Here is a 24,111-nt window from a genome sequence, read left to right as displayed (position 1 = left end):
TCGCAGCATCCACCGCCCGCCGTGCGGGCGGCCCTCATGCCGCGAGGCGGTCGGTGCCGGTCAGCAGGGGCCGCAACTGGGTGAGAGGGCCGTCCAGCCGGGCGTGGCCGGCCACCACGGTCAGCGTCCCGCAGCCCAGCCCTGCCTGAGCGGCGATGTAGGCCAGCAGCCGGCCCAGGCCGAGGTAGTTGCCGTAAGCACGCTCGAACATGAAGTGGCTGCGGTACAGGACCGCGGCGTGCACCCTCCGGTCGCGGTCCAGCTGGAGGGAGATGTGACTCAGGCAGGGAAAGCCGATGTAGCTGTTGTCCTTGCCGGCCGTGTGCACCAGCAGCTCCGCCCCGGCCTCCTCCGCGTCGGTAGCTGCGGCGATGTCGATCTCGTACGCGGCGGCTATCTTGGTGCCCGCGGCCTGGGCCCGCAGCCGGCTGATGACCGTCCCGAGCTGGTCGACGCCGCTTTTGGGCGCCGCGGGGTAGGAGACCAGGCGGCCGAAGTAGGTCCCGCGGTGGTTGCCCGGATACCGCTTGATCACCGGGTACATCTGCCGGTAGCGCCGGGAAAGCTCCTCCGGACCGTCGCACCGCGCCGCCAGGGCCGCGGGGAACAGGGTGCTGGCCACCGTCTCCAGCGGCCACAGCCCCCGGGCCGTGCGCAGCCGGTCCAGCTCGGCGCGGAAGACCGGGTCGTCACTCGTCGGGTCGGCGATGCGCACCACGGTGTGCAGGCCGGTCCGGTCGGGATTGTCCTTGCGGTCCAGCTTGTTGCAGGCGGCGACCCAGGCCTGGGTGACGTCGCGCTCGGCCACGGCGAAGGTGTGCATCAGTCCTCCTGACACATACGGTGTGATCCGAGGCCCCTGCGCTTACAGGGGCCAGGTGTCGTCGACCCCGGCACGCGGGGCTTCGCGCACTACCGTCAACCGCAGCGGACGGCTCTGCGAGGGCACGGTGATCTCCACCGAACCCTGTTCGCCCGGCGGGAGTTCGTCGGTCATCACGGCGCTCGCCAGCGGCGTCGTGCCGTCACTGGTCCACGGCTCAAGCCCCTTGGGCAGGACCTCGAACAGCGCGTTGTCCAAGTGGAGCACGAGCACATCACCGGCGTCGGCGTACACGGTCTGCCCCGCGGAGGCCGCCGTGATCACGTGCACCTGGGCCTGCGCGGGCAGCGAGGCCCCTCCCGCCATCGAGCTGCGCAGGCCGGCCGGAGGGATCTTGGCCCACTGACCGGCCCGGCCGGAATCCAGCAGCCGCAGATTCACCAGGTGACGTACCGTCCCGGCGTACGACGTGCCCAGCTCGCGCGCGAGGCGGTAGACGTGCTCGGGAGATGACGGGCGGCCGCCGCAGATCCTTTCCAGGGCCGCCCGCACTGCCGGCAGGGGCATGAGGAACCACGCCGCGAACGCCTCCGCCGTCTTTTCCTCCTCGGGCCAGCTGCCGTTGCCCCAGCGCAGCGCGGGATCGAGTTCCTCGTCCGCCGCGGTGCGATGGCCCAGCCGGTGGTGCCCCAGCTCATGCGCGGCCGTGTGCCGCTGGGTGACCGCGTTCAGCGAGGCATTCAGCATCACGGCGGGACCCTGGTCGGCGGGGGAGAAGTACACGCCGAACAGCCGGGGCATCGGCTGCGCCATCCCGATCACGTCCGCCGCACCCAGCGCCCGGTGCACGTGAACGTACTGCGTGCGGTCGATGCCGAGGTCGCGGTGCGCCTGGACGGCTGCGATCGATGCGATCCGGTGTGCTAAGCCCCAGTTCACGCCGTCGGACTCCCGCCGTCGGCGTCCTGGTCCTCGCGTTCTGCCGCACGCCGCAGCGTGAGGTACTCGGCGAACTCCAGCACGGTCTTGGCATCCCCGTCGGTGAGCTGGGCCAGCGCCCGCGGCAGACCGGCCAGGGAGTATTCGCTGGCGTCGGCGTCTTTCTCCTCGGCCAGGAAGTAGGCGACCGGCTGCCGGTACAGGCGGGCCAGCTTCTTCAGTTCCAGGCTGTCCACGCGCCGCTCGCCGCGCTCGATGTCGCTGATGGCCGAGCGGGGGATGCCGGTGGAGTCCGAGACGAACTGCTGAGACATGTTCAGGTAGTCGCGGGTTTTCTTGAGCCGTTCACCGAGCCGGATCAGCTCAGGATCACGGTCGCGGCTGTCCGAGGAAGGGGTCATGGCTGCTGCCTTTCCTTGATGGCGTCCAGTACCGCCGCGGCGAAAGCCCCCACCGAGCCGGTGGCTTGGGCGGCCTCCCGGTCGGCGGGAATGGCGACCTGGTAACGCTCCTCGATGCGTGTGAGAATCTCGACCACCAGAAGCGAGTCCACGGGCAACTCCCGCCCGCCCTGCTCCAGTTCAGAGCGGAGCTCGTCGGGAGAGACCCCCTCGTGCTCAGCGAGGAAGTCGAGGACGACGGAGGTGATCTCGTCCGTGCTCGGTGTGCCTGCGTTCGACAACTCTCCCCAATCGTCTGTATTTCCAACGACGCTGTCGTAGCATACGACATGCTGTCGGGAAAGCAAACAGTGCTGTCCCAAGATCAGACAGGTGTGAGTGTGGACTTCAAGCGCTACCAGGAAGCGGCCGTCAAGACCCTCCAGCCCCCCGCGGACGGCACCGATCCCGTCCTCGTGCCACTCCTCGGCCTCGCCGGCGAGGTCGGATCCCTGACCACCGCCTACAAGAAGTTCCTGCGCGACGGACCGGCCTTCGAGCAGGGCAAGCACCAGTTACGCGAAGAGCTCGGCGACGTCCTGTGGTACGTCGCTGCTCTCGCCCACCGCTTCGGACTCGATCTCGACGACGTGGCCGCGGCCAACCTGGAGAAGACCAAGGACCGCTGGCGCCCCACCCCCACGACGAGCACGTCCCCTTCGACGCGGACTTTCCCGCCCACGAGCAACTGCCCCGGCAGACCTCGCTGACCTTCACGCGCACCAGGACCGACGACGGCCGCACCGTCATCATCCTCACCCGCCACGACGGAACCCCCGCCGGTGACCCGCTCACCAGCGCCTCCCACGTCGAGGACGGCTACCGCTTCCACGATATCTTCCACCTCGCCCACGCCACCGTGCTGGGTTGGTCCCCCGTCACCCGTTTCCTGCTGGACCGCAAACGCAAGAGCGACCCCCGCGCCGACGAAGCCGAAGACGGCGGCCGCGCCATTGCCATCGAAGAAGGCATTTCAGCCCTCGTCTTCTCCTACGCCGCCCGCCACCGCTTCCTCACCGACATCAACCACATCGACCAGGAACTCCTCGCCACCATCGGCCACATGACCGCCCACCTCGAGGTCAGCATCTGCCGCGCCGCGGACTGGGAGCACGCCATCCTCACCGGCTACACCGCCTGGCGCCAGCTGCGCGACCAAGGCGGTGGCACGGTCCACCTGGACCTCGACCAGCGCACGCTCACCGTCACGCAGAGCTGACGGCCCGGAGGTGGGGAACGCTCCCGGCTGCGGCGTTCCCCAAACACCACCTCGCTGGACGGCGAGACGGTGCGCGGGCGCTGTTTCGCCGGCCCAGGCGACCGCACCGCAACCAGTGACAGATCGGCGAGGGGGAACATGTCAGCGGATTGCCGCCGTGCCCAGTGGGCGTCTCACCGGCCTGCTGATATGCCTCCGGCTCATCGATCGTGTTGCGCTGATCGAAGTCCGCATCGGCGCCGTGCAGTTTGATCACTGGGATCTGGGCATGGGGGCTGCGGAGGTCCGCCCGCGTCTTCGAGCCGATCAGCCTCATGGCGGGGCCGTGCTTACGGCAGGTACAGCTTGGCGTTGGGCGTCGCGGCTGCATCGGCGGGTTCGGTCACCTCGTAGCCCAGGGAACGCAACACCTGCACGGCCTGATCGGGTGCGTCACGGACTGCCGTGCGTAGCTGTTTGTCGCGCCAGCGGCGGATGCCGTCGGTTAGGACACGTTCCCAGCCGGTAACAGTGTCCACGTCGAACTCGCGGACGATCATCATGAGGACGTCCTCGAGACTGGGGCGCATGCGATGACCGCCGACGGGGAAGTGCAGCTCCGCCAGTCCGGGACGCTTCTTCTTCTGCATCAGCCTGCCCGGCTTGCCGGTGTCGGACAGCCGCTGCAGCCAGGAGATCTGGTTGTGATGGGCGTGCACGTGCATGTGCGCGCCGGGTGGCCACGTCCAGGTGCGAACGTACTCGTAGCGCAGCAGCGGTTCGGGGTCCTGGCGGTAGTACATCGCGACCGTGGACTTGTCCACGGCGAGGAACTCGCCGGCCTGGTCCCAGCAGCAGTAGTAGCTGATCGCCAAGGTGAGTTCGGGCTCGCCGTTTATGTACAACTCGATCCGGCTCTGGATGGGCTCGGACTCGTCACCGGAAACCGTCGTCACCCACAACTTGCGGCCCGCGCGAATCGCATGGAACCGCGGAGCATGCGGCAGGACCCCGCCGAGGGTTGCAGTCAGCTCCCCGGCGAAGTCCTCCGCCGCCTTGTGCAGTGCGGTCAAGCCCGTTTCGTCAGACACCCTCGAGAAGGTAGTCCAAGCCCTGGAGCGTCTGCCAGATCTCCAGCTCCTCGGCGCTCAGCTGATAGCTCTCCGCACGCTCGGCGAGTTCCTCGAACGACAGCCGAGTCCTCGCCAACAGCTGCGCCCGCCACTGGGCGATCTCTTCGGGTGTCTTGTCCATCACGGTAGGCATTGCGACATCCCTTCTGACACGCTCCTCGTAAAAAGCAGTCAAGCATGCACCACTGACAATCGCCCAGCGGGCTCGCATACCGGGCTGGCGCTTCGCAACCGGGCTGTCCCCGACAAGGCGAAAGCTGGTCTCCTGGCAGGGCTGGTGGGGCAGGGCCCTTCGAGGCGAGCGCACCCAGCCGGCACCGGACGGCGGCGTGTTTCCCTTTGTGCTGGTGCCGCCTGCTGGCACCCGCCACGTCTGTGCGCCTGCGCCCCGCTGCAGAGCAATGCCGCCGCCTGATGCATCTGCCGCTCCGAGCACCGTCAGGATTTCACTCGGGCGCACGTTCGGTTAAGTGCCTGGTTGTGTCCCAGGCGGGGAAGTAGGTTGTCAGTGAGACTGGCGTCGCTTGGGGGCAGTGTGGAGGAAAAGGCATTCAATGCGGCCGTCGGGCGGCTGATCCGTGAGACCAGGACCCGAGCGGGAATGACGCAGGAACTGCTGGGTCGGCGGACCGGCCTGTCGCGCGGATCGATCACAAACATTGAGGGCGGAACGCAGGCGCCCCCGTTGTACCGGCTGGTCCGCATCGCGGCGGAACTCAACGTGCAGCCGGCCGATCTGCTCCCGTCGCTTCTACCGGAGGAGGCCACTGGCCTTCCCGCACGGCACGCCGCCGACGTGGCCTCCGTGTGGTCCGGAGCCGAGCAGCTCAAGGACGCCCATGGCCAGAGCTGACGTTGCCGCGCGCTCCTTGCTGGCGGAGTTCGAGATCACCACTGCTCCCGTCGACCCCTACGAACTGGCAGGACGCCTCGGTGTCGTGGTCGTGCCGCAGGAATTGGACGATGACGTCTCGGGCATGCTGCTGCGGCGGGACGGCCGCTGCGTGATCGGCGTGAACCGGCGCCAATCTCCCTTGAGGTGCCGCTTCACGGTGGCGCACGAGCTCGCCCACCTGCGCCTGCACCGCGGCCGGCCGCTGATCCTGGACACCGACACCCGCGTGAACTACCGCAACACGGTGTCCAGTATGGCCACCGACCGTGAGGAGATCGAAGCCAACCGGTTCGCAGCGGCCCTGCTCGCCCCCGAGGCCCTGGTCCGCACGGCCGTGCACCAGACCCGCTTCCGTACCGTCGATGAGCTGGTGAGCCAGCTGGCGGGCAAGTTCGAGGTCAGTGAAATCGCTATGACCTACCGCCTTATGAACCTGGGCATCATCTCCGGCCCTGCACACTAGGCCCCAGCCTGCAGAGAACTGCCAGGCGGGCAACTGCCTTCCGTGCCGACTCGCCCTGCAGGCTCAGCCTTTGAAGCCATGTCAGCGAAACTGTCCACCGTAGATGGCCTTGCGCTCGGACTACTCGGTGTGGTGAGCTTGATACGCCAGAGAGTAGATACGCTCTCTGGGGACGACGTGCACCCTGCGTGGCATGTGCCGAGCAGGTGTTCACCTGACCGGGCTGTACCGCGCACGTGAGCCGGTCCGTCACCACGGACGGCAGCACCAACCGGACAGCACCGCCTCTTCACCGGCCCGCCTCGCAGGCGCCGCCCCACCACACCGCCCGCAGCGGTCCAGCAGGCCTGATCACGCCGCTGGGGGAGCAGGCCACCAGGGCAGCCCGGAACACGCACCGCCTGCCGTGACATCCGGCAATTTCACGGACACGCGACGGCCCTCTACCCACCGTCGGCGCTGCGCGGCAGCTCCGCAGCACACCTCTGCCCGTGCGCCACCCCAGCGGCTGCGCCCGTGAACGCACGGTCATGCACGCCCACTTCACCAAAACCCCACGGCTCGGTACCACGGGGTCGCAGCATCCGCCTGCCGCGCAGGCAGAGTGTCCCGCTTACCACGTCATCTCAGGGAGGAAAGCCCATGCAGCACGTCACCTGCTTCCACACGTTCCTGCGGGAGACCGTCAACCTCAGCCAGGCCAAGCTCGATCTCCTCGCTGTACGGGTAGAGGCCATCTACCAGGCGCTCAGGAGCGACCCCGAACTCGGCCCGCTCATCCTCGGCAAGAAGCCCCAAGGGTCGTGGGCGCAGCGCACCATCATCAACCCGCAAGGAGACAAGGAGTTCGACGCCGACTTCATGCTCCACCTGCAAGAAGTACTGGAGTGGGCGCAGAACCCGAAGACCTACATCGACAAGGTCTACGCCGCGCTGCACCGGCACAGCGTGTACAAGGACATGCCGCACACCCGCAAGTGCCGCTGCGTGCAGCTGACCTACGCCAACTCCATGCACGTCGACATCGTCCCCTACCTGCACCTCGCCGACGGACGCGAAGTCATCGTCAACCGCGACGACAACCAGTGGGAAGTCACCAACCCTGCAGGGTTCACCGCGTGGATGAAGGAAAAGGACACCCTCGCCGACGGCAACCTCCGCAAAGTCATCCGCCTGATGAAGTACCTGCGCGACCACCGAAACTCCTTCACCGGTACCCGCTCCATCATCCTCACCACCGTCCTCGGACAACAGGTCTCACAGACGGCCGCCCAACTGCGCCCGGGCTGCTACGCCAACGTGCCCACCGCCCTGCTCACCATCGTCGAAGACCTCGACAGGTGGCTGCAGGACCGCCCCCTCAAGCCGTCCATCCCCGACCCGTCCGGCTCGGGCCTCACCTTCGACCACCGCTGGGACCAGGCCACCTACGCCTACTTCCGCGAGCGCATTCACACCCACGCGCGCCAGATCCGCGCGGCCTACGACGAGACGGACCCCGGCACCAGCGTGCGCCTGTGGCGCGACCTGTTCGGCAGTCGCTTCCCCGAACCGCCCCGCCCAGCCGAGTCGTCCTCAAAGGCCCGCTCCAAGTTCCCGGTGCCGCCCCTTGTCACCACCACTTCCCACACCGGACGGGCAGGATGACCAAGCGCAAGCCGCCCGCACCCACCCTCAATCCGTGGCAGCAACACCTGCTGGGCAGCCTCAAGGCGCTCGCCGCGCAACAGCCCGCAGACCTGCGGGTCCAGGGCCGCGCGGAGATCACGCCCGGCGGACTGGCCGGTGTACGCATCAGCCTGCACACCGCTGACATTCCCCACGCGGCAGGCGGCCTGATCCTGGGCGAGGACGAGGAATTCCTCCTCGTCCTCCCGCCCACCGAGCGACTGCCCCCGCAGGTGCTCACCCCTCACAGCCGCTTCGCCGGCACCCCGCACGTGCTGGAGGGGTACCGGCTGTGCATCTACCTCGACGGCCCCCGGGAATGGGACCCACACGCAGGTATGGCCGGTGTCCTGAACCGGTTGTGGCAGTGGCTGGCCGATGCGGCAGCCAACCGCTTCGATCCCGCCTTCGCCCTCTTCCACGCGGTTGGGGGAGTCCTGCACCGCACACCCGACACCCCCACCATCGTGGCCCGAGAACCCCAGGCGCACCACACCGCACACACCAGCTGGCTCACCCCGCGATCCGCCCACCGGCTCGACCTGACCGGCCAGCCGCTGGGGGAACACAGCCTCCGCCTTCCCGTCTTGCCGCTCAATCACAGTTTGCCGCTCGGAGCCGGCCGCACCCTTGCTGACCTCGCCAGCCGCATCGACACCCCGCCCGGCACAACAACAATGCAGCAGAGAGGAATTGACTCGTCCCTTCTCCTCACCACTCTGGCTCACAGCGCACGCCGTAACCCCGAAGGAACCTGCCAGTACTTCGTCCTGGCCATCCCTCATCCCACCCTGCCCACGGGTGCCCGCTTCCATCGCCGGACGCCTTCCGGCCTTGGCCAGCGACACCCTGCGCACCGCGCAGAACCTGTCCCGGCTCCCCGCCGACGTACGGGAGAGCACGATCGAATGGTGCTACCTCTCCGACGAGCGGGCGGCGGTCACCATCCGCCGCGACGCACAGCGGCCCGTCACCGCCTTCCACAACGCCCATGTCCACCTATGGGGGTGCGGCGGCATCGGCTCGTGGGCTGCCGAACTCATCGCCCGGGCGGGAGCCGCCCGGATCACCCTGAGTGATCCGGCTACCCCGATCACCGGAGGGCTGCTGGTGCGGCAGAACTACACCGAAGCCGACATCGGCTGTGCCAAGGCCACCGCCCTGGCACAGCGACTGCGAAGCCTGCGCGACGACCTGATCGTCGACCATTGCCCCCCGCCCCCCTCACCTGAACTGATAGCGGCCGCACGACAGGCCGACCTCATCCTCGACGCCACCGTCAGCGTCACCACCGGACGCTTCCTCGAACGTCTGGCCCGACACCCCGACCGCAGAGCTGTGCTCGCACAGATGGCCACCGACACGACAACCGCCAGCCACGGCCTCCTCACCGTCTCCGCGCCCGCCACCCTCCACGGCCCGCTGGCCATCGACCGCGCCACTGGCCAGCACGTCCTAAACACCCCAGACCTGGAGCCCTACCACCTGCTGTGGACCGAACCGCAACCAGGCGAGGAGATCACACCTACCCGCGGCTGCTCCGTCCCCACCTTCCACGGATCCGCCGCCGACCTCGCCGGCGTCACCGCCAGCCTCGTCACCCTCCTGGCAACCCAACTGCACCACCCCGTCTCCGGAACCCACCTGTGCGCCCAGCCCCACACCGGCACCCAGCCCGCCTACCGCTTCCTCCCCTACACACCCCATCCCGACGACCTACTCACTCCTGCCCACCTCCCCGAGCCCGCCCCAGGCCACGACCCGCTGCTTCAACTCACCTCAAGCGTCGGCACATAAACCCCGGCCAGCCGCTCGTAGACCACCAGCCGCGGATGCACCTGAGGGTGATGGGCCCGACCCAGCGCCACCGCCGCTGACATCGGCACCGCAGGCAGCAGATGCAGACGCCGAAGCCCCTTCGCCTCCCACTCCAGCCGGGCGAAGAAGTCCCGCAGCGCAGCGGAGAACCGCTGCAGGCACTCACGGTCACGCATGATGTCCGGACACGTTGGCGCCGCAACCGGCCGGATCTCGTACCGGCGCAGAGCCGACAGAGCGGCCGGCACCTCCTGCGGCCCGATCGCCCCGGACACGTTCATGACGACCACGGCCTCACTCCCGGCAGGCACATCGTGATCAATCCTGGTGGTGAACTCGACCGGCGGGCCGTCGCTGCCGCGCCACGCCCACGACTCGTCCGCCCGGTGCCGCTGGTAGATGTCGGTCGGTACCGAGTCATCCAGACGAGAACCCAGATACACCAGCAGCGGCAGACGCGCGAAGCCGAAGACGCTGACATGCCGCACCGCATCCCGCAGGAGGCCAGGCCGCAACTGTTGGTCGATCACCTCATCCACGAGCCCCGCCGCCAAACGATAGTGGGCACGGCTGGCGGCCGCGGCACGCGAGGCCGCACGCGGGGCACGAGAGGACTCCCCAGGCACACCACGCAGATCGATCTCCAGGCCGTGCCGGGTATACGACTCTAGGAACAACGGAAACCGGTCCCCGGCGAGCACGGCAGTCGCGGCCGTCTGCCGGGACAACTCCACCTCCCGTCCGTGGACCCGCCCCACCATCCGCACCACCGTGGTGGCACGATCCGGCCCCAGTCCCGTCAGATGCCGGATCCGGTCCTCATGCTCCTGCTTCAACCGGCGCAGCTTGTCGACCGTGAACACGTCCAGTCCGCCGGACGCATCAATCTCACCGTGCTGACTCGCGCACAAGAGCATCAGGTTGTCGGCGTCATCCCGCCGCGCAGGGTCCAGAGAATGCTGACCTCGCGGAGAGTGAGCGCCCGTACGCCGGCCGACAATGTGAGCCAGCTCGCCCAGATTCACCGTGCGCCCCGACATGGGGCCTTCCAGAAGGTACTGGTTGCACAACACGCACCTGCCCCCACTACGCACCCACACCTCCCGACGCACCTGCTCGTAAGGCCTGCTGCTCGCGCTGCGTGCTGTGTCCTGTCCGTCCACTTCATCTACCTCCCCACCACCAGGCACCTCCTTCCCGACGCTATGCCGCAACAGCTGCCACCACGCGGAAACTTGACAAACAGGACAGCCCCGGTCGGACGCCGGAGAATGACATCAGACAGCCAACTGCTCTGCTGGCCGGCAGAGCCGCGCTCGCGCATCCGGTGGAGCACGGCCATAGGTAAGCAGCGTCGTCCCCGGGGGAAGAGGGAGCCACAAACACGAACCCAGTCGCCGCTCACCCCCGCTGCCCCGACGAAGGCGATGGCCACCCGGGTATCAGAGACCACAGCTGCCGTAATCTTGCAGGGGATCTGACACATGCAGGGAGGAGCCAGCGAGTTGTTGTGCGGCTGTGGCGGAGAAATCGCTGAGCACTACGCCTTCTGCCCGCACTGCGGGATCGAGCTTCGCTGGTCCACCGAGGCGCGCCGCCGCAGCGTTCCTGCATCAGCTGACTCCCTGTGCCGAACCCTGCGTTCCTGCGCGACGAGGACATTTGAACGTCTGGCTGATGACCACTTCCACGGGCCGGTGCCAGACGAAGAGGCGTACACCAAGTTCAACCTGCAAGACCTCTACCGTCTCCACAGTGACCGGGTGGTGATCCGCGAGTTCCAACGAAGCGATGAAGCCCTCAACGGAGCCGACTGGGAATGGTGGTTCCACTTGGGCGGCTACGGCTTTGGGATGCGGGTCCAGGCCAAGCGCGCGAAGCGCGGCGGAGGCTATGACCTTGAGCACGTCGTCCGCCGGACCCGTGCCCGCCAAAGCGAGCTACTGGTCCAGGACGCACAGGCCACAGGCTGTTTTCCCGCCTACGTCCTGTACAACCATCGCAACTGGGTGGCCGCATCACAGCTAGGGCAAGTAGTCGACTGCCGTCATGGGCGAGGTGAGCAGGCTCAGTTGGGCTGCACCCTCGTCTCGGCCTTGACCGTGCATGCCGTCCTGCGCAGCCGCCCCGTGAAAGCAGCATACGTCCGGGACCGCAGTGTTCCGTGGCATCGTCTCCTGTGCGACGCTCCCCAGGGGCAGCAGACCGGGCTCCACATGGCCCATACGGCGACCAAGCATCTCCATCAACGAGGACTGGACGACCTGCGCGCCGCAGTCCGCGCCGAAGCCCGCTGGGCGAGGAATCAGGATCGCCATGATGCTGTCGCCCGATACGGCCCCTGGGACGAGCCGGATGAATTGGGCGAGGACGGTGCGATGGCGGAAGGCTACGTACCTGACCTGGACTTCCTGCATGCTGAGCGCGAGGTACTGGGCATGCCGATCTACCAAGACGTCGGCGACGTTTTGGAGCGACCACTCTCCCCTTTGCCGGAGCGGGTCCGGGCCATGATTGAGGGTGTGGTCATCCAGCCGCCCGACGAACGGGCAGCCGGTGCCCTGCTGATCCACCTGACAGACTAGAAGGTCTGCAGGGTGTGCAGCGCAGCTGTGGGTTCCCACTGTTGATCGACAAACACCCCTGGCGTCTGGCGCAGTTGAAGAACATGTGCGAGGCAATGTGTCTGCCGCCGCCTGAGGAGCACTTGCCTGTTCCCCGCCCCGCAACGGGCGGGGAATGAGGGCGGGGGGAGCGTGCGACAGCGGGCTGTGAGGCAGACTTGTGTTCTTCGTGGGCGGCCTCCTTGGTGGCCGGCGAGGCGGAGGTGTGATCCGCCGCCCACTGCCGCCTGGACATCCCGGCCCCGCTCCGAGAGCAGGTGCGCTCCCTCCTCGCGGATCTGCTGCCCGATCCGATGCTCACCCAGCCGATGGTCGATCTGCTGCTGCGGCTGGACCCGCAGGCCCTGCACGTGCTGGGGCCCGATGTGGCACCGGGGACGGACGAACGGCTGGGGCTGGAGGCGGGCACCACGGCACGGGTGTTGGCCGATCTCGCCGTGCAGCGTGCCTTCAGCGGCAACCGCCAGGTACGGCAGGCCGCCTGGCGCGCGTCGGGCCGTGCACCCACGGTGGAGGTGCCCGACTTCCGCGGCTGGTCCGGCCCGACCGTACCGACCATGCGGGTCGTGTCCGCCAACCTGGCCCACGCCGGTGTCCTGGCGGCACCCGAGGGCCAACCGGATGCCGAGTACGTCACCGGCAGTCAGCGGCTGCTGGCCCCCGACTACGATTCCCGCGCCGCGCGCCGGCTGACCGGCGAGCCGGCCGGCAGGTAAGGAGACCCGGCCGGCTCGCCGCACTGACTCGTGCGCCAGTCAGGCCGCCTCGGCCTCGAGCTGGGCGGGGATGTAGCGGTTGCTGCGGTCCAGGCGGATCTCGCGCACCCCGGCCAGTGGGCGGGGCAGGGGATCGTTCACTGCAGCGATGATCTGCATCGGCGTCCCGTCCGTATCCGCAACGGCAGCCGCGTCGGCCAGCTGTTCCAAGAGCCGCTCGGCCATCTGCCCGTCCAGCCCCTGACCGCCCAGACCGCTGAGCGGGGAGTCGACCATGAAGAACAGCGGGAGCAGCACCGTCGGCACCGCACGCGCCACATCGCGCAGAGCCAGCATGGCGCACAGGTTGGCCAGGGTCTGCGGGCCGCCGGCCACCGCCTGGTCGTCGAAGGCCAGCCCGTCCACATGGGGCAAGAACGTCTCCGGATCGATGTGGGCATGGCGCACATCGGGGTTGACCGCCTTGAGGCGGGTGAGGAAGTGGCGTGACCACTGCTCCACCAGCTGCTTCAGCTCGGTGGCGAGCTTCTTCTCCGCTTCTTTCCACACCTCGTGCGCCTGATCCTTCTCCTCCATCAGCCGGTCCCGTTCGGCCTCCAGAGCTGCCAGTACCCCGACCTCCTTGATGCGTTCCTGGAGTTGTTCCAGACGTCCGGCGAGGTGGGCGGCGTCCTTCTCGTGGGTCAGGGCGGCCGCTCGGCAGGGGTCGAGGGTGGAACGTGTGAAGTCGCTGATCGCCTGCTCGGCCGTCCGTACCGTGTCCCGGGCGGCGTCTTCCGTCTCCTGCGCCCGGGCCAGCTCGCCTTCCAACCGCGCGCAGGCCTGCCGTGCCGAGGCGAGTGCCTTTTCCGCCTCGGCGAGAAGGGCTGCCCGGTCCGCCAGCCGCTGCGCATACAGCCGATCCTGCTGTCTGCACACCTGGCAGTGGTCTTCGGGCAGACCGTCGACCTGGAGTACCTGATTGCACTGCGGGCAGTGCTGGGGCACGGACGCCTGCTGCCGCAACCCTTCCAGGCGGCCTTCCAGACGGCCCTCTTGGCGCTGGGCCTGCCGCATCCGCTCCTCCACCGCGCCGGTGTGACGGCGCGCCGACTGCTGTGCCGCCCTGGCCTGCTGGCGCTGCCTGTCCAGCTCGGCCACATGCCGCTGATGCCTGCTCAGCTCCGCTTGGGCATGCTGCGCCCGCTCGGTCGCGGCCGCGTGCTCCTGCTTCCACAGCTGCGCGGTGGCCTCCAAGTCCATCGGGCCGGGCAGCCCGGCCTCCTGGCGCGCCGCGCGCATGGCCGCGGCCGCAGCCTTCGCCTGTGAATGCGCCGCTTTGGCCTCCTGGAAGCGCTGCTGGAGGGCGTCGATGTGCTCGTCGTGCAGGCCCAGCAGCACCCGCCCCGTCAGCCGGCGCACCGCGTCGCTTCCTCCGCCCAGGTAGGCGGTGGCAATGGTGGACTGCCGCAGCGCCAGCCACCGCTCCACCTCGGCCAGCCCGACCCGGCCCTGGCCGCTGCCCAGGAGCGGGATGCCCAGCAGTTCCATGACGAACTCGCTGGCACTCTGCTCGCCGCCGCGCCCGCGGGTGACCGGCCGGCGCACCTCGCCGAGCGTCGGGTCGCTGAGATTCTCGAAGCACACAGAGCCGCCGCGGTGCACCGCTGGCCGTGTCGCCTGCCACCGTGTGTCGCCGACCCGGAAGACCAGACGGACCTGGGTACACGACCGCACCGCGTGCATGATCTTCCCGCTGTTCAGTCCCAGGGGATACAGCAGCGACTCAAAGCCCGTTGACTTCCCGGACCCCGAGCATCCGACGAACAAGGTCACCACGCTGGTGAAAGCCTGACCCACCCAGGAGTCCTGGACCTGGAATTCGTGCCGCTCGATTCTGAAAGACCGCCGACGCACCGCGCATACTCCCTCCGCCCGGCCCGCATGGCCGAGTGCCCTGGCGCCAACGAACGGCTCGCGTCGCATGTGACGGGTACCGCCGCATCTCATCCGCACGGATGATCAGCAAGTCCGTATCCTCAAAAGGCCTTCCGTGGGCCTGCGCAGCCTCCCTGGCCGAACAGACCACCGCCACGACACCGCTGCCGACGCGTGGCCCCGAAGCGCCCCCGGCGGCAGACGTCCCACCGGTGGGGAGGAAGAGGGATCTGGGACGTCAACCCGGCATCGCGGCGCAGAGTTGACGTGACGTCACCCCACGCAGACGCGGCCCAGGCCGTCGGCGCAAGCAGATCCCGCTCGGGCAGTGCCTCATATGCCCGCACACCGGATCGCGTGAATGCTCGACCATCACACGAAGTAGCGATAAGACCGTCACATCCACAGCTCTTCGCCTCATCGGTCGTTGCCCAGAGAGACACTGCCGGCCGCACGGGCCGGTGATCTCCGTGACGAAGAGGGGGACCGTGATGGGGCGTACGAAGAAGAACAAGCCGCGCCACAAGCTGCGCGGACTGCACATCGCCAGCCAGCGCCAGGGCGCCAGGGCGCGCGCAGCGCAGATCGCCTGGACCCCGTTGAAACAGACGTGCGGCTGTGTGGTCGACTGGGGATGGAGCAGCCAGACCGCCGATCCGCTGACGTTCCGGGACTGGTGCGCGAGCCGTCTGGACGTGCCCTGTCCTTGGCACGCTCCCTCCCTGGCGGGAGTCTCCGGTGCTGATCTGCCGGACGACGTGGTCATCCAGCCGCACGGCACCGGCGTGCTGCTGCATGCGCGCAAGGCTGCGGCCGACCGCCATGAGCTCGGCGGCGAACTCGCCTCCCGCCTTGCCCACTTGAAGGAGACGGCGGAGCGGGGTACGCAGGCGCTCTTGGACGACGCGCCGACTGGATTCCGCAATTGGCTGATCGCCAACACCCCCGACCCCGCACAGGCCTGGCTGGACCACGAGCTGACCGAGATCCTTCTCAACCAGGGCCGCTCCGCCCTCACACGGGAAATGCTTGAGCACCTTCCCGAACACCTTCTGACCCCTTCCTCCTCGCGTCCCCAGCCGGGCACGGCCTGCGACGTCTGTTCCGTCTCCGCTGCGGCCGGCGGCATCCTGTGCTCTTGCGGACATGACTGGTCTTGTCACCCCGGCGAGGTACTGCAGGGCGAGCCGTGCTCGCACTGTCCCTGTACCAACATGGATCACGCCTGGGCGATCGAGCAGGCTCACAGGGCCATCGCACGGGGCCGCGAAGGAGCGTCCCAGTGAACGCTCTTCCGGTGTCTTCCGCCTGCCCGTCGGCATCCGTTCTCGGCGCATCTCCCACGGTTTCTGTGTGGGAACTCCTCCACGAGGCCCTGCACACGGCTGCCCACCGGTGCGAGGGCGGCACGATGACCTACACGTCCAGCCTGCTGGGTGTCCCCGTGGCACGCCGCAGCCTTCTCGCTCTCGCCGACCTGCTGGCTTCCTCCCACAGCGGCCTGGAAGACAGGATCCTGCGCCTGGAAGGTCACGACGAAGAAGGAACTGTCCTGGCTGAGAGCACGAGCCGGGGTCGGCGCTTCCGGCTGAGCCATGGTTACTGGCCCGGGGTGCATCGGCTGTGTCAGCAGACCGGATGCCGCCATGAACTTAGCCAGTACCGAACTCTGTGCGACACCCATATGAAGGCTGCTGGCCCACCGGCGGTGCGGGAGCAGACCACCCTGGTCGCCGAGGAACTCCGCATGGACCGCGATGCTGCAGACTGCAATGCCAGTGAGGCGATGCGGCAATTGATGGAGGCCGCACTTGCGGTGGGCATCCCGGCAGCAGAGCACGCCCGCTACTTTGCCGAGCGGCTCCACCTGGCCGACGCCGAAACCGCGGAGGACTGGGACTACGACGAGCACGAGCACGAGATCCGGCAGGACGAAGTGCGTCTCCTGCTCTGCATCGGGACCCAGCCCCCGACAGAGCAGGCCACAGTGAACCGCGGTGCCGCCCGACAGATCGGTCCTGCCGACCCTCGGCAGCTTCCAGGTTCCCCAGACCACTTGACGCTGGACTTCGCTTGCACAACAGGCGGTCTGCCGCTCGGCTGGCCCGATGACGACATCCAGTACTGGCAGGTGGGCGTGCACCATCGTGTGCCGGACACCGCCCGCCGAACCGGGGAGCGCGACCTGGGACAGGTCGGCCAACTGGCCTTGCTGAGGGTCGCCTGGGGGCAGGACCCCGACATGCTGGACTGCATGGATGCTGGGTTCAGCGCGGGGCTGACCGCGAGCACCGCCTACGACTCTTTCGACGACCCGAGCAGTGCGATCCACCAGTTGGGCTTGCGTGAGGACGGTGACCTGCTGCTCCTGCTCAAGGTGGAACTGGATCCGGCGTGGCGGGGTTTCGGGCTCGGTGCCTTCCTCACCCGCCAGGCCCTTCATGTTCTGGGCCGCGGATGCCGGGTGGTTGCTACCACCTGTGTCGAGGACGCCGACTCGCCCACCGGTCGCTTGATGCTGGCTGCAGGGTTTCGTCCCGTCAGCCCTTTGCTGGCCGTGCTCGACCAGTCCAGCGGCTGTCAGGCAGTGCAGGAGCGGCTCCTGCACAGGCACCACCTCGATCGACTCGTCTCCCTCCGAGACCCGGACCGCGACGCTGAGCCGCCCTTCTGACCGCCTATCGCTGGCCAGGGGCGATCTGCGTGCTCTGGTCAGCGGGCATGGCGGGCAAGCGGCCGAGCGGACCCGCCTGTCCCTCCTGGCGGGCCGTGGCATGGGCCGCATGGTGCAGCGTCTGGTCACCACTGCTGGAGCGGGTCGTCGTCGAAGTGGCCCACCAGCTGGCTGTCGAGCAGTTCCTCGGTGATGGCCTCGGTGCCGGTCTCGATGGCTTCCTGCGCGGCCTGGCACACCAGGTAGGACAGCGGTTTCATGTAGCCGCCGGTGCGGCGGTGCAGGTGGGCGGCGAGCTTGAGCAGGTCGCCGGGGCTGTGCTGGTGCAGGCGCAGGTCCTCGTCGAGGGCCTTGACGACCTGGTGGAACAGTTCGTAGTCGTCGGCGCTGTAGGGGATCGGGTTGACCGCCAGGGTGGGGATGCCGCCCGCGCCGCCGTCGGGCGGTGCGGGCCGTTTGCCGCGCCGGGCCTCGTTGACGACCTCGCGGGAGCCGACCCCGCAGTAGACGAAGGAGACGTTGCATTCGTCGGCGAGGTAGCCGAAGTAGTCGAAGGCTGTCTTCAGTTCGGAGTTGTCCAGCCGGTCGACACCGTCGACGAGGACCAGGCGGGTGCCACGGGCCTTCATGACGTGGCAGACGGGCCCGGTCATGTCGGTGCTGCGCTGACTGCTCTCGGGGTCTTTGGTGTGCTTGTGGCCCAGGAACTCGGCGAACGGGACCGACATGTCCAGCCTGCTGCCGGGGGCCAGCGGGGTGTTGATATGGATGACCGGGATCCGTTTGGGGTCGGCGGGCAGCCGGTCGCGGACGATGCCCTCGTAGGCCCGGCCGATCTGCCTCAGCACCGTGGTCATCCCGGTCTCGCCCGGCCCGTCGACGGCCAGGTGCAGCGGCCCCTCGCTGCGGGGGCCGCCCACCAGCCACAGCCGCCGCGCGACGGCGACCGCCTTCTTCAGCGCCGGTGTCTGCACGGTGCGCATGGTGGCGTGATAGCGGATGCGTGGGTCGTCGAGCCCGAGGGGATCTTCCGTTTGCGGACAGGCCGCCAGGTCGGGCGGCTCGATGACACGGTCGAGCTGGGCCAGCCAGCCCGGGTGGGTCGTCGGCGGCACAAACCGGCCGGCGGCGTTAGGGGTTTCGGGGAAAGCCATGACGTGCGTCCTTGGAGACAGCCGGCGCCGGCCGGCGCGGGTACCCCGCGCCGGCCACCGCTCACAGACGAGGAAAGAGAGCTAGGACTGTTCGGCTGAGGCGCAGTCGTGACCGCGGCCATCGTCCGGCCGGGGCGCGTCCGGCGGGCTGCCCGGCAGCGCGAGACGCACGGCCGGCGCGCACAGCTGGCGCGGGTCGACGTCCATGACGGGCAGGCTGGCCACGCTGTGGTAGGTGGGCGCGGGGATGCCGCGGTAGGGGTCCTGGACCGGCGCCGGTGAGACCTGCATGCCGCGTTCGGCGGGGGCCGGTCCCGGTGCGGTGGTGCGGGAGGGGCCGCGGCCGGCGCGCTCCAGCAGGGAGCGCACCAGGCGGGCGATGGCACTCTCGTCGCGGGTGTGGCCGCCCTTGTCCAGGTGGGCGGCGGTGGCCTGGTCCCAGACGTGTTCGCTCCAGGCGTCGCCGATCAGACGCTGGTAGACGAAGTCGGCTTCCGCCCAGGTGTTGTTGCGGTGGTCCTCGAGCCAGACCTTCTCCGGCTGGTGGGGGTGGTAGCGCACCGGCCACCGCTGACCCTTGCCCGGCCAGCCGGAGCGGGCGTTGCGGTAGCCGTTCAGGGCGCGGCTGTCGTAGGTGCGGTTGTTCAGCCGGATGCCCTTGTCGGTGACCTGCACCCAGGCGGTGGGCAGCAGCCGCAGCCGGTCCTCGGCACTGAGGCGCAGAGGGACGTAGCCGCTGCTGGCGACGTGGGCGGCGAACACCTGATTGGGGGTGCGCGGCGGCATGGACGGCAGGAACGGGTTGCGCAGTTCGCTGTGCGGGCGCTGCTGCCAGCCCAGGGCGATCCACTGCTGCAGGAAGTCGTTGATCTGGTCGATGCGCCACAGCCGCTCACCCGCGACGTTCTTGCCGCGGTGGGTGAGATCCTTGCCGGTGTAACCGGGAAAGAACTGACTGAAGAGGCTTTTGACCGAGCCGAAGGTCCGCTCCATGATCGCCTTGTGAGTGGGGGAGTAGGCGCAGGCCGGACGTACGGAGATGCCGAGCTGGGCGCAGGCGTCCATAAAGGCACGCCCGGCGAACACCTTCCCGTTGTCCATGATGATCATCTCCGGGATGATCACCGGCCGGGCGGCCGCGCCCTCCATCCGCTCGTCGGCCTCCACCAGCTGGGCGTAGGGCAGATCGGAGTCCTTCGCGCCCGCCTTGAGCGACCAGTGCGGTCGCATCGGCTGCGGGGTGCACATCTCGGCCAGCAGGAACAGGGCGTCCACGGCCTTGGTGGCCCTCCCGCCGTGACGGCGGGAGCTGGAACCGGTCTTGGTGCCGCTGGACTTGGGTCGGATGACCGCGGCCAGGACCGACCGGCTGACCACGTCGATGGCCGCGGTCAGCTCCAAGGAGACGATGCGCCCGGTCTCGTCCACGCCCAGCATGTCCAGCGAGGTGGTGTCGATCTGCACCTGCTCGCCCGGCACCGTGGCCATGGCCAGCGTGAACGGCGGCTCGGGGCGGTGGCTGCCATCGCCACGCCGGGCGGCGGCCTGCTTTCCGCAGACGATCCCGAGCCGGTCCAGCAGCCGGTAGAACGTTGCCCGGGAGGGCATCAGCTTCTCCGCCTTCTTCTTGAACTTCCGCACGCATGCCCTCCTGAGCAGTTCAAACAGCCGTGACCTGGTCCCGATGGACCTCTTCTCGTGCCGCTTGTGCACCTTGCGCAGCAGCTTGACGACCTGTTCGTCGACGCGGCCGTGCCGGCTGGGGCCGCGCACCCGCCGCTTGTCGACCAGCCCCCACACGCCCTGCTCCAGCCAGGCCAGCCGCTTGCGTTCCACCGTGGCCGCCGACACCTGGTGATGCGCGGCGCGCAGTTCGGCGGCCTTGGTCGCATACCGCTCGCGCAGGGTGGTGCGCTCGGGGTCGTAGCAGGCACGCGGAGCAGTGCCCGGCGCGGCGAATCCGGGCAGTCCTGTGTGTACTTCCAGCATGTGGTCGAGCCAGAAGTCGACCTCCTTGCGGGCTTCCTTCGACAGCCCCTCCAGCAGGTCCGTGCCACCCAGGGGCCGGTGCCCGGACACCGGCGGCGAGGCAGGGCCGTCGTCTGGGACTTTCGCGTCCGGAGCGTCCAGCACGCGGAAGCCGGGGGAGCGGTGCAGCGTGTCCAGCAGCACGACGGCGTCCTCGCCGTCGGCATGCCGGCTGAGCAGGTGCACTTTGCTGCCCTGCAGCGCGGTCACCAGATACGTCTCGCCGCGCCAGTGCACGGCGCTGCCCACCGCCACAACCTTGGGCCGGGCCGGTGCGTGCACCGCCATCAGCGCACCCCCTGCGGCGACCACACCAAGGAGCGGGCCGGTACGAACGGGGTGCTCCAGTCGATGAGGAGCTCACGCACCCAGACCAGATGCAATGCCCGGGCCACCGTGGCCAGTTCGGGAAGGGCACTCGCCTTCACCCCGTCGGTCAACGGGCGCGGGCGGGCGAACACCTGGTGCAGGACGCGCGCGGTGTCCGCATCCGCCAGCCGCGTGTGCCGGTAGCGGGCCAGCCGCTGCCGGTTCGCGGCCGCGGCCGTGTCCTCCGCGCCCGGATGCACCCGCACCTCCCAGCCGGCCTGTTCCCCGGCCGCCTCCAGGAGCCTCGATGCCTCTTCCCAGCCGCCCGCGGCCCGCTGCGAGGCCTGGCACACCAGCAGCCGCGCGCGCCCGTCGGCCAGCCGGGCGAAGAAGTCCGGCACATACCCCTGCGCGCTGTCCGCCCAGGCCAGCCGTACCGGCCAGCCGGTGAACGACACCACCTGCGGGTCGAACTCCAAGGACAGCGCCGCCTCCAGGGCCCCCAGGGTGGCGCAGCCCGCGAGGCGGCCCTGCCCGGCCGGCCGCCACCAGGTGGCGATTGCCCGCCGGCCCCGGTACCGCGTCGGTCTCCACACCTCGCCGCGCTCCTCCAGCCGCTCCTGACGGATCTGGTTCACGGGTTTCTCCAGCAGCCTCCCAGCGGGGGACAGGAATTGCGCCCACACCACCTCAGCCACGTTCCACACCTCTCACAACACACAGCAGGGATATCGCCCGTGTGCTCGATCGGGGCGATGCCGATCACCGTGGCCGCCCACCGCGCGCGGGAACAGTGATCCGGGTCGAACATCGCTCGAACGAGCGAGCGCGCGCCGCACCCGCGCGCCGTTCGATCACACGGGCGAACCGGCCGTTGTGCCAGGTGAAGCCGTATCGAGGAGGCCAGGCAAGGGGGGCGCAGGGCAACACTGGGTGCGCGCCTCGCTCGAACGGAGCAGATTTCCGGCCCGCTTGCGCGGCATCTGCGCAGGTCGACGGCCCACGGAACGTTCTTGCGTGTGACGCATGCGCCTTGCGGATTCCTGCATGATGCGCTGACAAGCGCATCTGCTTTCGACCGGCAGTGCCGCATCCCAGACCAAGCACCAGCGGGGGAGCCGACCCAGCCGTGGACGGACTGTTCGACCTCGACACCATTCCAGAGCCCGGACCGCGGCCCGGCGGTCTGCCCGTGCCGGAGCAACGGCGCAGCCTGCGCCGCCAGTCCAGGCTCTCCCTGCACCAGATCGCCGATGCCTGCGGCGTGAGCGAGGACACCGTCCGCGCCTGGGAACAGGGCAGCACCACCCCGCGGGGCGACACCGCGGCCATCTACCGCCATCTGCTGGCTGCCCTGCAGGCCCGGCAGGAGGGTACTGCCGGACCTCAACCCCCGCCGGCCCAGGCACCCGACTGGGCCGCGCTGGGCGTTCTCCGGCACGAGATCCCCACCCAGGCGGCAGCACAGGCACCGTGCCGCCGCTGCCAGCAGCCCACGCAGCACCGTGTCGGAGGCCACCCCCAGCATCTGGGCACCCGCTGTCCCGCACCCGACACCGACCGGGTCCTGCCGTCCGCGGCCGCCTCCCGCCCAGTTCCTGCACAGCCCGCGGCGGGCGCTCCCGCGCTGCCGGTGCAGCGGCCGCCCCTCGAGACCGGCCCCACCGTGCGGCTGGCCTATCCGCCGATCAAGGCCAGGGGCATGTCCGACGGCCCCCTGGCCGTCCTCGAGGCCGGCGCGTCGGGGCTGATCGCCCACCTCGCCGACGGCCGCACCCGGACCTGTCCCGCCAGCGATCTGCACGGGCTGCTGGCCTGGGTCGTGCGCACCCCGCTCGGCGCGGCCCTCGTCCGCCGCGAAGCCCTGCCGCCCGGCCCGCTGCTGGTGCTCACGTCCACCGCCCGCGCCCGTCTGGCGCTGCCCGCCGATCTGCCCGACCTGCCCGCACGGCATCCGCGCAGCGATCACCCGCTGCTGCAGCAGGCCCGCGCGATCGGCTGGCAGACCGACGCCGACGGCCTGGGCCCCTGGACCCGGCTGCACCCCAGCGCCGGTGACCCCGCCTGCGACAGCATCCACCTCGCCGTCACCGACTGGGGCGCCCTGCACCACGACGCCTGGAACCTGCCCGAACGGCTCACCCCCGGCGAACTCGCCGCCGCTCTAGGGCAGTACACCGCGCTCGTGCGTACCCCGCTGGGCCCCCCGGGCGCCTGCGGACACCAGCTCATGCGCGACCTGCGCCCGCCCGCCCACCGCCACACCGCCACCGGCGCCCTGCTGACCGTGGGCGTGAGCGGAGCCCTGACCAGGCCGGTCGACCCGGCCCCCTGCGAGGCCCCGCCCGGCCACCAACTGGCCAGCCACCGCGCCGAGCAGGACGCCCTCGCCGACACCGACATCGACTGGTGGCGCCCTCCCGCCCCCGACGAAGCCGACCGCGCGTACGTGGTGTGCCTGGCGGTGAACCTGTTCCACCTCGCCGGCATCAGAGAGATCCAGGTCGCCGACGGGCCGGCCCACCACGTGCACCACCCGCCCTTCGACCCCAAGCGGCCCGGCAGTTGGCTCGTCGACCTCTCCGCCGTCCCCCCACACCCGATGCTGCCCCCGGCCTTCGCCGGCACCGGCCCCGCCTGGCACACCACACCCGCCGTCGCCTACGCCGCGCTGCGCGTGGGCGCAGCCCAGCTGCCACCACCCGTCGAGGGCTGGCTTCGCCCCGGCCCGACCGGCCCCTACCTGGCCCCCTGGTACGACCACCTGCGCCTGGCCCGCCTCGCCGTCCTGGAACGCCTCGGCATCACCACCACCATGGACACCCCCGACCTCCTGGCCGCCCTCGCCGCACTGGCCCAGGCCGACCCCGTACAGCGGGCCCTGCTGCACGCCCTGCACGCCACCGGCCGGGACGGGCTGGCCGCTCTGGCCCAGCCGCCCGCCCAGCCCGATCAGGCCGCGCTGGCCGCCTGGCCCAGCCCGAAGGAGCCCACCTGGCGTCCCGACCTGTATGCCGCAGCCGTCGCCAACGCCCGCGCCAACATCCACCGCAAGCTCGCCCGTACAGCACGCAGCGGGTACTGGCCCCTCGCGGTCGCCGGCGGCCACATCGTGTACGCCACCCGCACCCCGCACCTGACCGAGATCACCGACACCCCCTACAGCGACTTCAGGATCGGCATCTCGCCCGGCCACGTCCGTCCCGTCGCGGTGCGCCCGCTGCACTGGTACACGGCCCGCTGCACCGAGGGCACCAACCCCGCCCAACTGCTCAAGGACACCTGCCCGTCATGGTGAGCCCCCAGAGCGCC

22 protein-coding genes and 1 pseudogene are annotated in these 24,111 nt (G+C 69.4%); 12 read left to right on the top strand and 11 right to left on the bottom strand.

The genetic code is table 11. The features are described from left to right. Positions 1-34: 34 nt before the first annotated feature. The 4 genes from ACQEWB_RS50475 to ACQEWB_RS50460 are packed head-to-tail and all read right to left on the bottom strand — an operon-like array spanning position 35 to position 2,444. Positions 35-823, bottom strand: a complete 789-nt coding sequence (locus ACQEWB_RS50475; protein WP_432844552.1) for a hypothetical protein — start codon at positions 821-823, stop codon at positions 35-37. A 42-nt stretch (positions 824-865) separates the two neighbouring features. Next, entirely contained in the window at positions 866-1,762 is an 897-nt protein-coding gene (locus tag ACQEWB_RS50470) for an ImmA/IrrE family metallo-endopeptidase (protein ID WP_432844551.1), read from the bottom strand. Further along, the gene (locus ACQEWB_RS50465; protein WP_432844550.1) at positions 1,759-2,163 is read right to left on the bottom strand and encodes a helix-turn-helix domain-containing protein; all 405 of its coding nucleotides are present in this window, start codon (positions 2,161-2,163) and stop codon (positions 1,759-1,761) included. Before ACQEWB_RS50465 ends, ACQEWB_RS50470 begins: the two co-directional genes overlap by 4 nt. Further along, positions 2,160-2,444 carry an acyl carrier protein gene (locus ACQEWB_RS50460; protein WP_432844549.1) on the bottom strand — a complete coding sequence of 95 codons (285 nt, stop codon included), beginning with the start codon at positions 2,442-2,444 and terminating at the stop codon, positions 2,160-2,162. The genes ACQEWB_RS50465 and ACQEWB_RS50460 overlap by 4 nt, the downstream gene beginning before the upstream one ends. A 99-nt stretch (positions 2,445-2,543) precedes the next feature. On the opposite strand from ACQEWB_RS50460, the gene ACQEWB_RS50455 reads away from it, so the two are divergent. Then, positions 2,544-2,912 carry a nucleoside triphosphate pyrophosphohydrolase family protein gene (locus ACQEWB_RS50455; RefSeq protein WP_432844582.1) on the top strand — a complete coding sequence of 123 codons (369 nt, stop codon included), beginning with the start codon at positions 2,544-2,546 and terminating at the stop codon, positions 2,910-2,912. Then, complete coding sequence (locus ACQEWB_RS50450) at positions 2,828-3,421, top strand: hypothetical protein (protein WP_432844581.1); 594 nt, start codon at positions 2,828-2,830, stop codon at positions 3,419-3,421. The genes ACQEWB_RS50455 and ACQEWB_RS50450 overlap by 85 nt, the downstream gene beginning before the upstream one ends. Positions 3,422-3,750: 329 nt before the next feature. Here the strand turns inward: ACQEWB_RS50450 and ACQEWB_RS50445 are convergent, their stop codons facing one another. Then, a complete protein-coding gene (locus ACQEWB_RS50445) occupies positions 3,751-4,473 on the bottom strand; it encodes a hypothetical protein (RefSeq protein WP_432844548.1) in 723 nt (240 codons plus the stop codon). A gap of 10 nt (positions 4,474-4,483) precedes the next feature. Then, complete coding sequence (locus ACQEWB_RS50440) at positions 4,484-4,666, bottom strand: hypothetical protein (RefSeq protein ID WP_432844547.1); 183 nt, start codon at positions 4,664-4,666, stop codon at positions 4,484-4,486. 375 nt (positions 4,667-5,041) lie between these two features. On the opposite strand from ACQEWB_RS50440, the gene ACQEWB_RS50435 reads away from it, so the two are divergent. The 5 genes and pseudogenes from ACQEWB_RS50435 (at position 5,042) to ACQEWB_RS50415 (ending at position 9,356) form a co-directional block, all read left to right on the top strand. Continuing rightward, positions 5,042-5,386: a helix-turn-helix domain-containing protein gene (locus ACQEWB_RS50435; protein ID WP_432844546.1), complete on the top strand. Its 345-nt coding sequence runs from the start codon at positions 5,042-5,044 to the stop codon at positions 5,384-5,386. After that, a complete protein-coding gene (locus ACQEWB_RS50430) occupies positions 5,373-5,891 on the top strand; it encodes an ImmA/IrrE family metallo-endopeptidase (RefSeq protein WP_432844545.1) in 519 nt (172 codons plus the stop codon). Before ACQEWB_RS50435 ends, ACQEWB_RS50430 begins: the two co-directional genes overlap by 14 nt. Positions 5,892-6,533: 642 nt before the next feature. Beyond that, the gene (locus ACQEWB_RS50425) at positions 6,534-7,538 is read left to right on the top strand and encodes an SMODS domain-containing nucleotidyltransferase (protein ID WP_432844544.1); all 1,005 of its coding nucleotides are present in this window, start codon (positions 6,534-6,536) and stop codon (positions 7,536-7,538) included. Next, positions 7,535-7,903 (top strand): annotated as a pseudogene (locus tag ACQEWB_RS50420) (ThiF family adenylyltransferase); the annotation flags it as partial. The gene ACQEWB_RS50425 and the pseudogene ACQEWB_RS50420, both read left to right, overlap by 4 nt. Positions 7,904-8,360: 457 nt before the next feature. After that, entirely contained in the window at positions 8,361-9,356 is a 996-nt protein-coding gene (locus tag ACQEWB_RS50415; protein ID WP_432844543.1) for a ThiF family adenylyltransferase, read from the top strand. Here ACQEWB_RS50415 and ACQEWB_RS50410 read toward each other — a convergent pair. Then, positions 9,329-10,417 (bottom strand): SAVED domain-containing protein, encoded by a 1,089-nt coding sequence (locus ACQEWB_RS50410; RefSeq protein WP_432844542.1) that lies wholly within the window; start codon positions 10,415-10,417, stop codon positions 9,329-9,331. The genes ACQEWB_RS50415 and ACQEWB_RS50410 overlap by 28 nt on opposite strands. A 444-nt stretch (positions 10,418-10,861) precedes the next feature. On the opposite strand from ACQEWB_RS50410, the gene ACQEWB_RS50405 reads away from it, so the two are divergent. Together ACQEWB_RS50405 and ACQEWB_RS50400 are read left to right on the top strand one after the other, a co-directional pair. Continuing rightward, positions 10,862-11,962: a DUF6615 family protein gene (locus tag ACQEWB_RS50405; protein WP_432844541.1), complete on the top strand. Its 1,101-nt coding sequence runs from the start codon at positions 10,862-10,864 to the stop codon at positions 11,960-11,962. 296 nt (positions 11,963-12,258) lie between these two features. Further along, on the top strand, positions 12,259-12,717 hold the full coding sequence (locus ACQEWB_RS50400; protein ID WP_432844540.1) for a hypothetical protein: 459 nt from the start codon (positions 12,259-12,261) through the stop codon (positions 12,715-12,717). Positions 12,718-12,756: 39 nt separating this feature from the next. Here the strand turns inward: ACQEWB_RS50400 and ACQEWB_RS50395 are convergent, their stop codons facing one another. Beyond that, positions 12,757-14,682 carry a hypothetical protein gene (locus ACQEWB_RS50395; RefSeq protein WP_432844539.1) on the bottom strand — a complete coding sequence of 642 codons (1,926 nt, stop codon included), beginning with the start codon at positions 14,680-14,682 and terminating at the stop codon, positions 12,757-12,759. A 443-nt stretch (positions 14,683-15,125) separates the two neighbouring features. On the opposite strand from ACQEWB_RS50395, the gene ACQEWB_RS50390 reads away from it, so the two are divergent. Both ACQEWB_RS50390 and ACQEWB_RS50385 read left to right on the top strand, forming a co-directional pair. After that, complete coding sequence (locus ACQEWB_RS50390) at positions 15,126-15,920, top strand: hypothetical protein (protein ID WP_432844538.1); 795 nt, start codon at positions 15,126-15,128, stop codon at positions 15,918-15,920. 125 nt (positions 15,921-16,045) lie between these two features. After that, on the top strand, positions 16,046-17,308 hold the full coding sequence (locus tag ACQEWB_RS50385) for a hypothetical protein (RefSeq protein WP_432844537.1): 1,263 nt from the start codon (positions 16,046-16,048) through the stop codon (positions 17,306-17,308). A gap of 125 nt (positions 17,309-17,433) precedes the next feature. On the opposite strand, the gene ACQEWB_RS50380 is transcribed toward ACQEWB_RS50385, so the two are convergent. The 3 genes from ACQEWB_RS50380 to ACQEWB_RS50370 form a co-directional block, all read right to left on the bottom strand. Further along, positions 17,434-18,462 carry a TniB family NTP-binding protein gene (locus ACQEWB_RS50380; RefSeq protein ID WP_432844536.1) on the bottom strand — a complete coding sequence of 343 codons (1,029 nt, stop codon included), beginning with the start codon at positions 18,460-18,462 and terminating at the stop codon, positions 17,434-17,436. A gap of 81 nt (positions 18,463-18,543) precedes the next feature. After that, positions 18,544-20,778, bottom strand: a complete 2,235-nt coding sequence (locus ACQEWB_RS50375; protein WP_432844535.1) for a Mu transposase C-terminal domain-containing protein — start codon at positions 20,776-20,778, stop codon at positions 18,544-18,546. Beyond that, entirely contained in the window at positions 20,778-21,437 is a 660-nt protein-coding gene (locus ACQEWB_RS50370) for a TnsA-like heteromeric transposase endonuclease subunit (RefSeq protein ID WP_432844534.1), read from the bottom strand. The genes ACQEWB_RS50375 and ACQEWB_RS50370 overlap by 1 nt, the downstream gene beginning before the upstream one ends. Before the next feature lie 491 nt (positions 21,438-21,928). Here ACQEWB_RS50370 and tap point away from each other — a divergent pair, with 491 nt between their 5' ends. Further along, a complete protein-coding gene (gene tap, locus ACQEWB_RS50365; protein WP_432844533.1) occupies positions 21,929-24,097 on the top strand; it encodes a telomere-associated protein Tap in 2,169 nt (722 codons plus the stop codon). The last annotated feature ends 14 nt before the right edge of the window (positions 24,098-24,111 follow it).

Source organism: Streptomyces sp. CA-249302, assembly GCF_050936785.1.
In the GTDB taxonomy this organism is placed as follows: Bacteria; Actinomycetota; Actinomycetes; order Streptomycetales; family Streptomycetaceae; genus Streptomyces.
This window is presented reverse-complemented; position numbering and strand designations above follow the sequence as displayed.

Excerpts from the sequence above, each read along its gene's own strand:
- ACQEWB_RS50475 (WP_432844552.1), bottom strand. The coding sequence starts at position 823 with ATGCACACCTTCGCCGTGGCCGAGCGCGACGTCACCCAGGCCTGGGTC.
- ACQEWB_RS50465 (WP_432844550.1), bottom strand. The coding sequence starts at position 2,163 with ATGACCCCTTCCTCGGACAGCCGCGACCGTGATCCTGAGCTGATCCGG.
- ACQEWB_RS50440 (WP_432844547.1), bottom strand. The coding sequence starts at position 4,666 with ATGCCTACCGTGATGGACAAGACACCCGAAGAGATCGCCCAGTGGCGG.
- ACQEWB_RS50430 (WP_432844545.1), top strand. The coding sequence starts at position 5,373 with ATGGCCAGAGCTGACGTTGCCGCGCGCTCCTTGCTGGCGGAGTTCGAG.
- ACQEWB_RS50425 (WP_432844544.1), top strand. The coding sequence starts at position 6,534 with ATGCAGCACGTCACCTGCTTCCACACGTTCCTGCGGGAGACCGTCAAC.
- ACQEWB_RS50410 (WP_432844542.1), bottom strand. The coding sequence starts at position 10,417 with ATGTCGGGGCGCACGGTGAATCTGGGCGAGCTGGCTCACATTGTCGGC.
- ACQEWB_RS50405 (WP_432844541.1), top strand. The coding sequence starts at position 10,862 with ATGCAGGGAGGAGCCAGCGAGTTGTTGTGCGGCTGTGGCGGAGAAATC.
- ACQEWB_RS50395 (WP_432844539.1), bottom strand. The coding sequence starts at position 14,682 with ATGCGACGCGAGCCGTTCGTTGGCGCCAGGGCACTCGGCCATGCGGGC.
- ACQEWB_RS50390 (WP_432844538.1), top strand. The coding sequence starts at position 15,126 with ATGGGGCGTACGAAGAAGAACAAGCCGCGCCACAAGCTGCGCGGACTG.
- ACQEWB_RS50385 (WP_432844537.1), top strand. The coding sequence starts at position 16,046 with ATGACCTACACGTCCAGCCTGCTGGGTGTCCCCGTGGCACGCCGCAGC.
- ACQEWB_RS50380 (WP_432844536.1), bottom strand. The coding sequence starts at position 18,462 with ATGGCTTTCCCCGAAACCCCTAACGCCGCCGGCCGGTTTGTGCCGCCG.
- ACQEWB_RS50375 (WP_432844535.1), bottom strand. The coding sequence starts at position 20,778 with ATGGCGGTGCACGCACCGGCCCGGCCCAAGGTTGTGGCGGTGGGCAGC.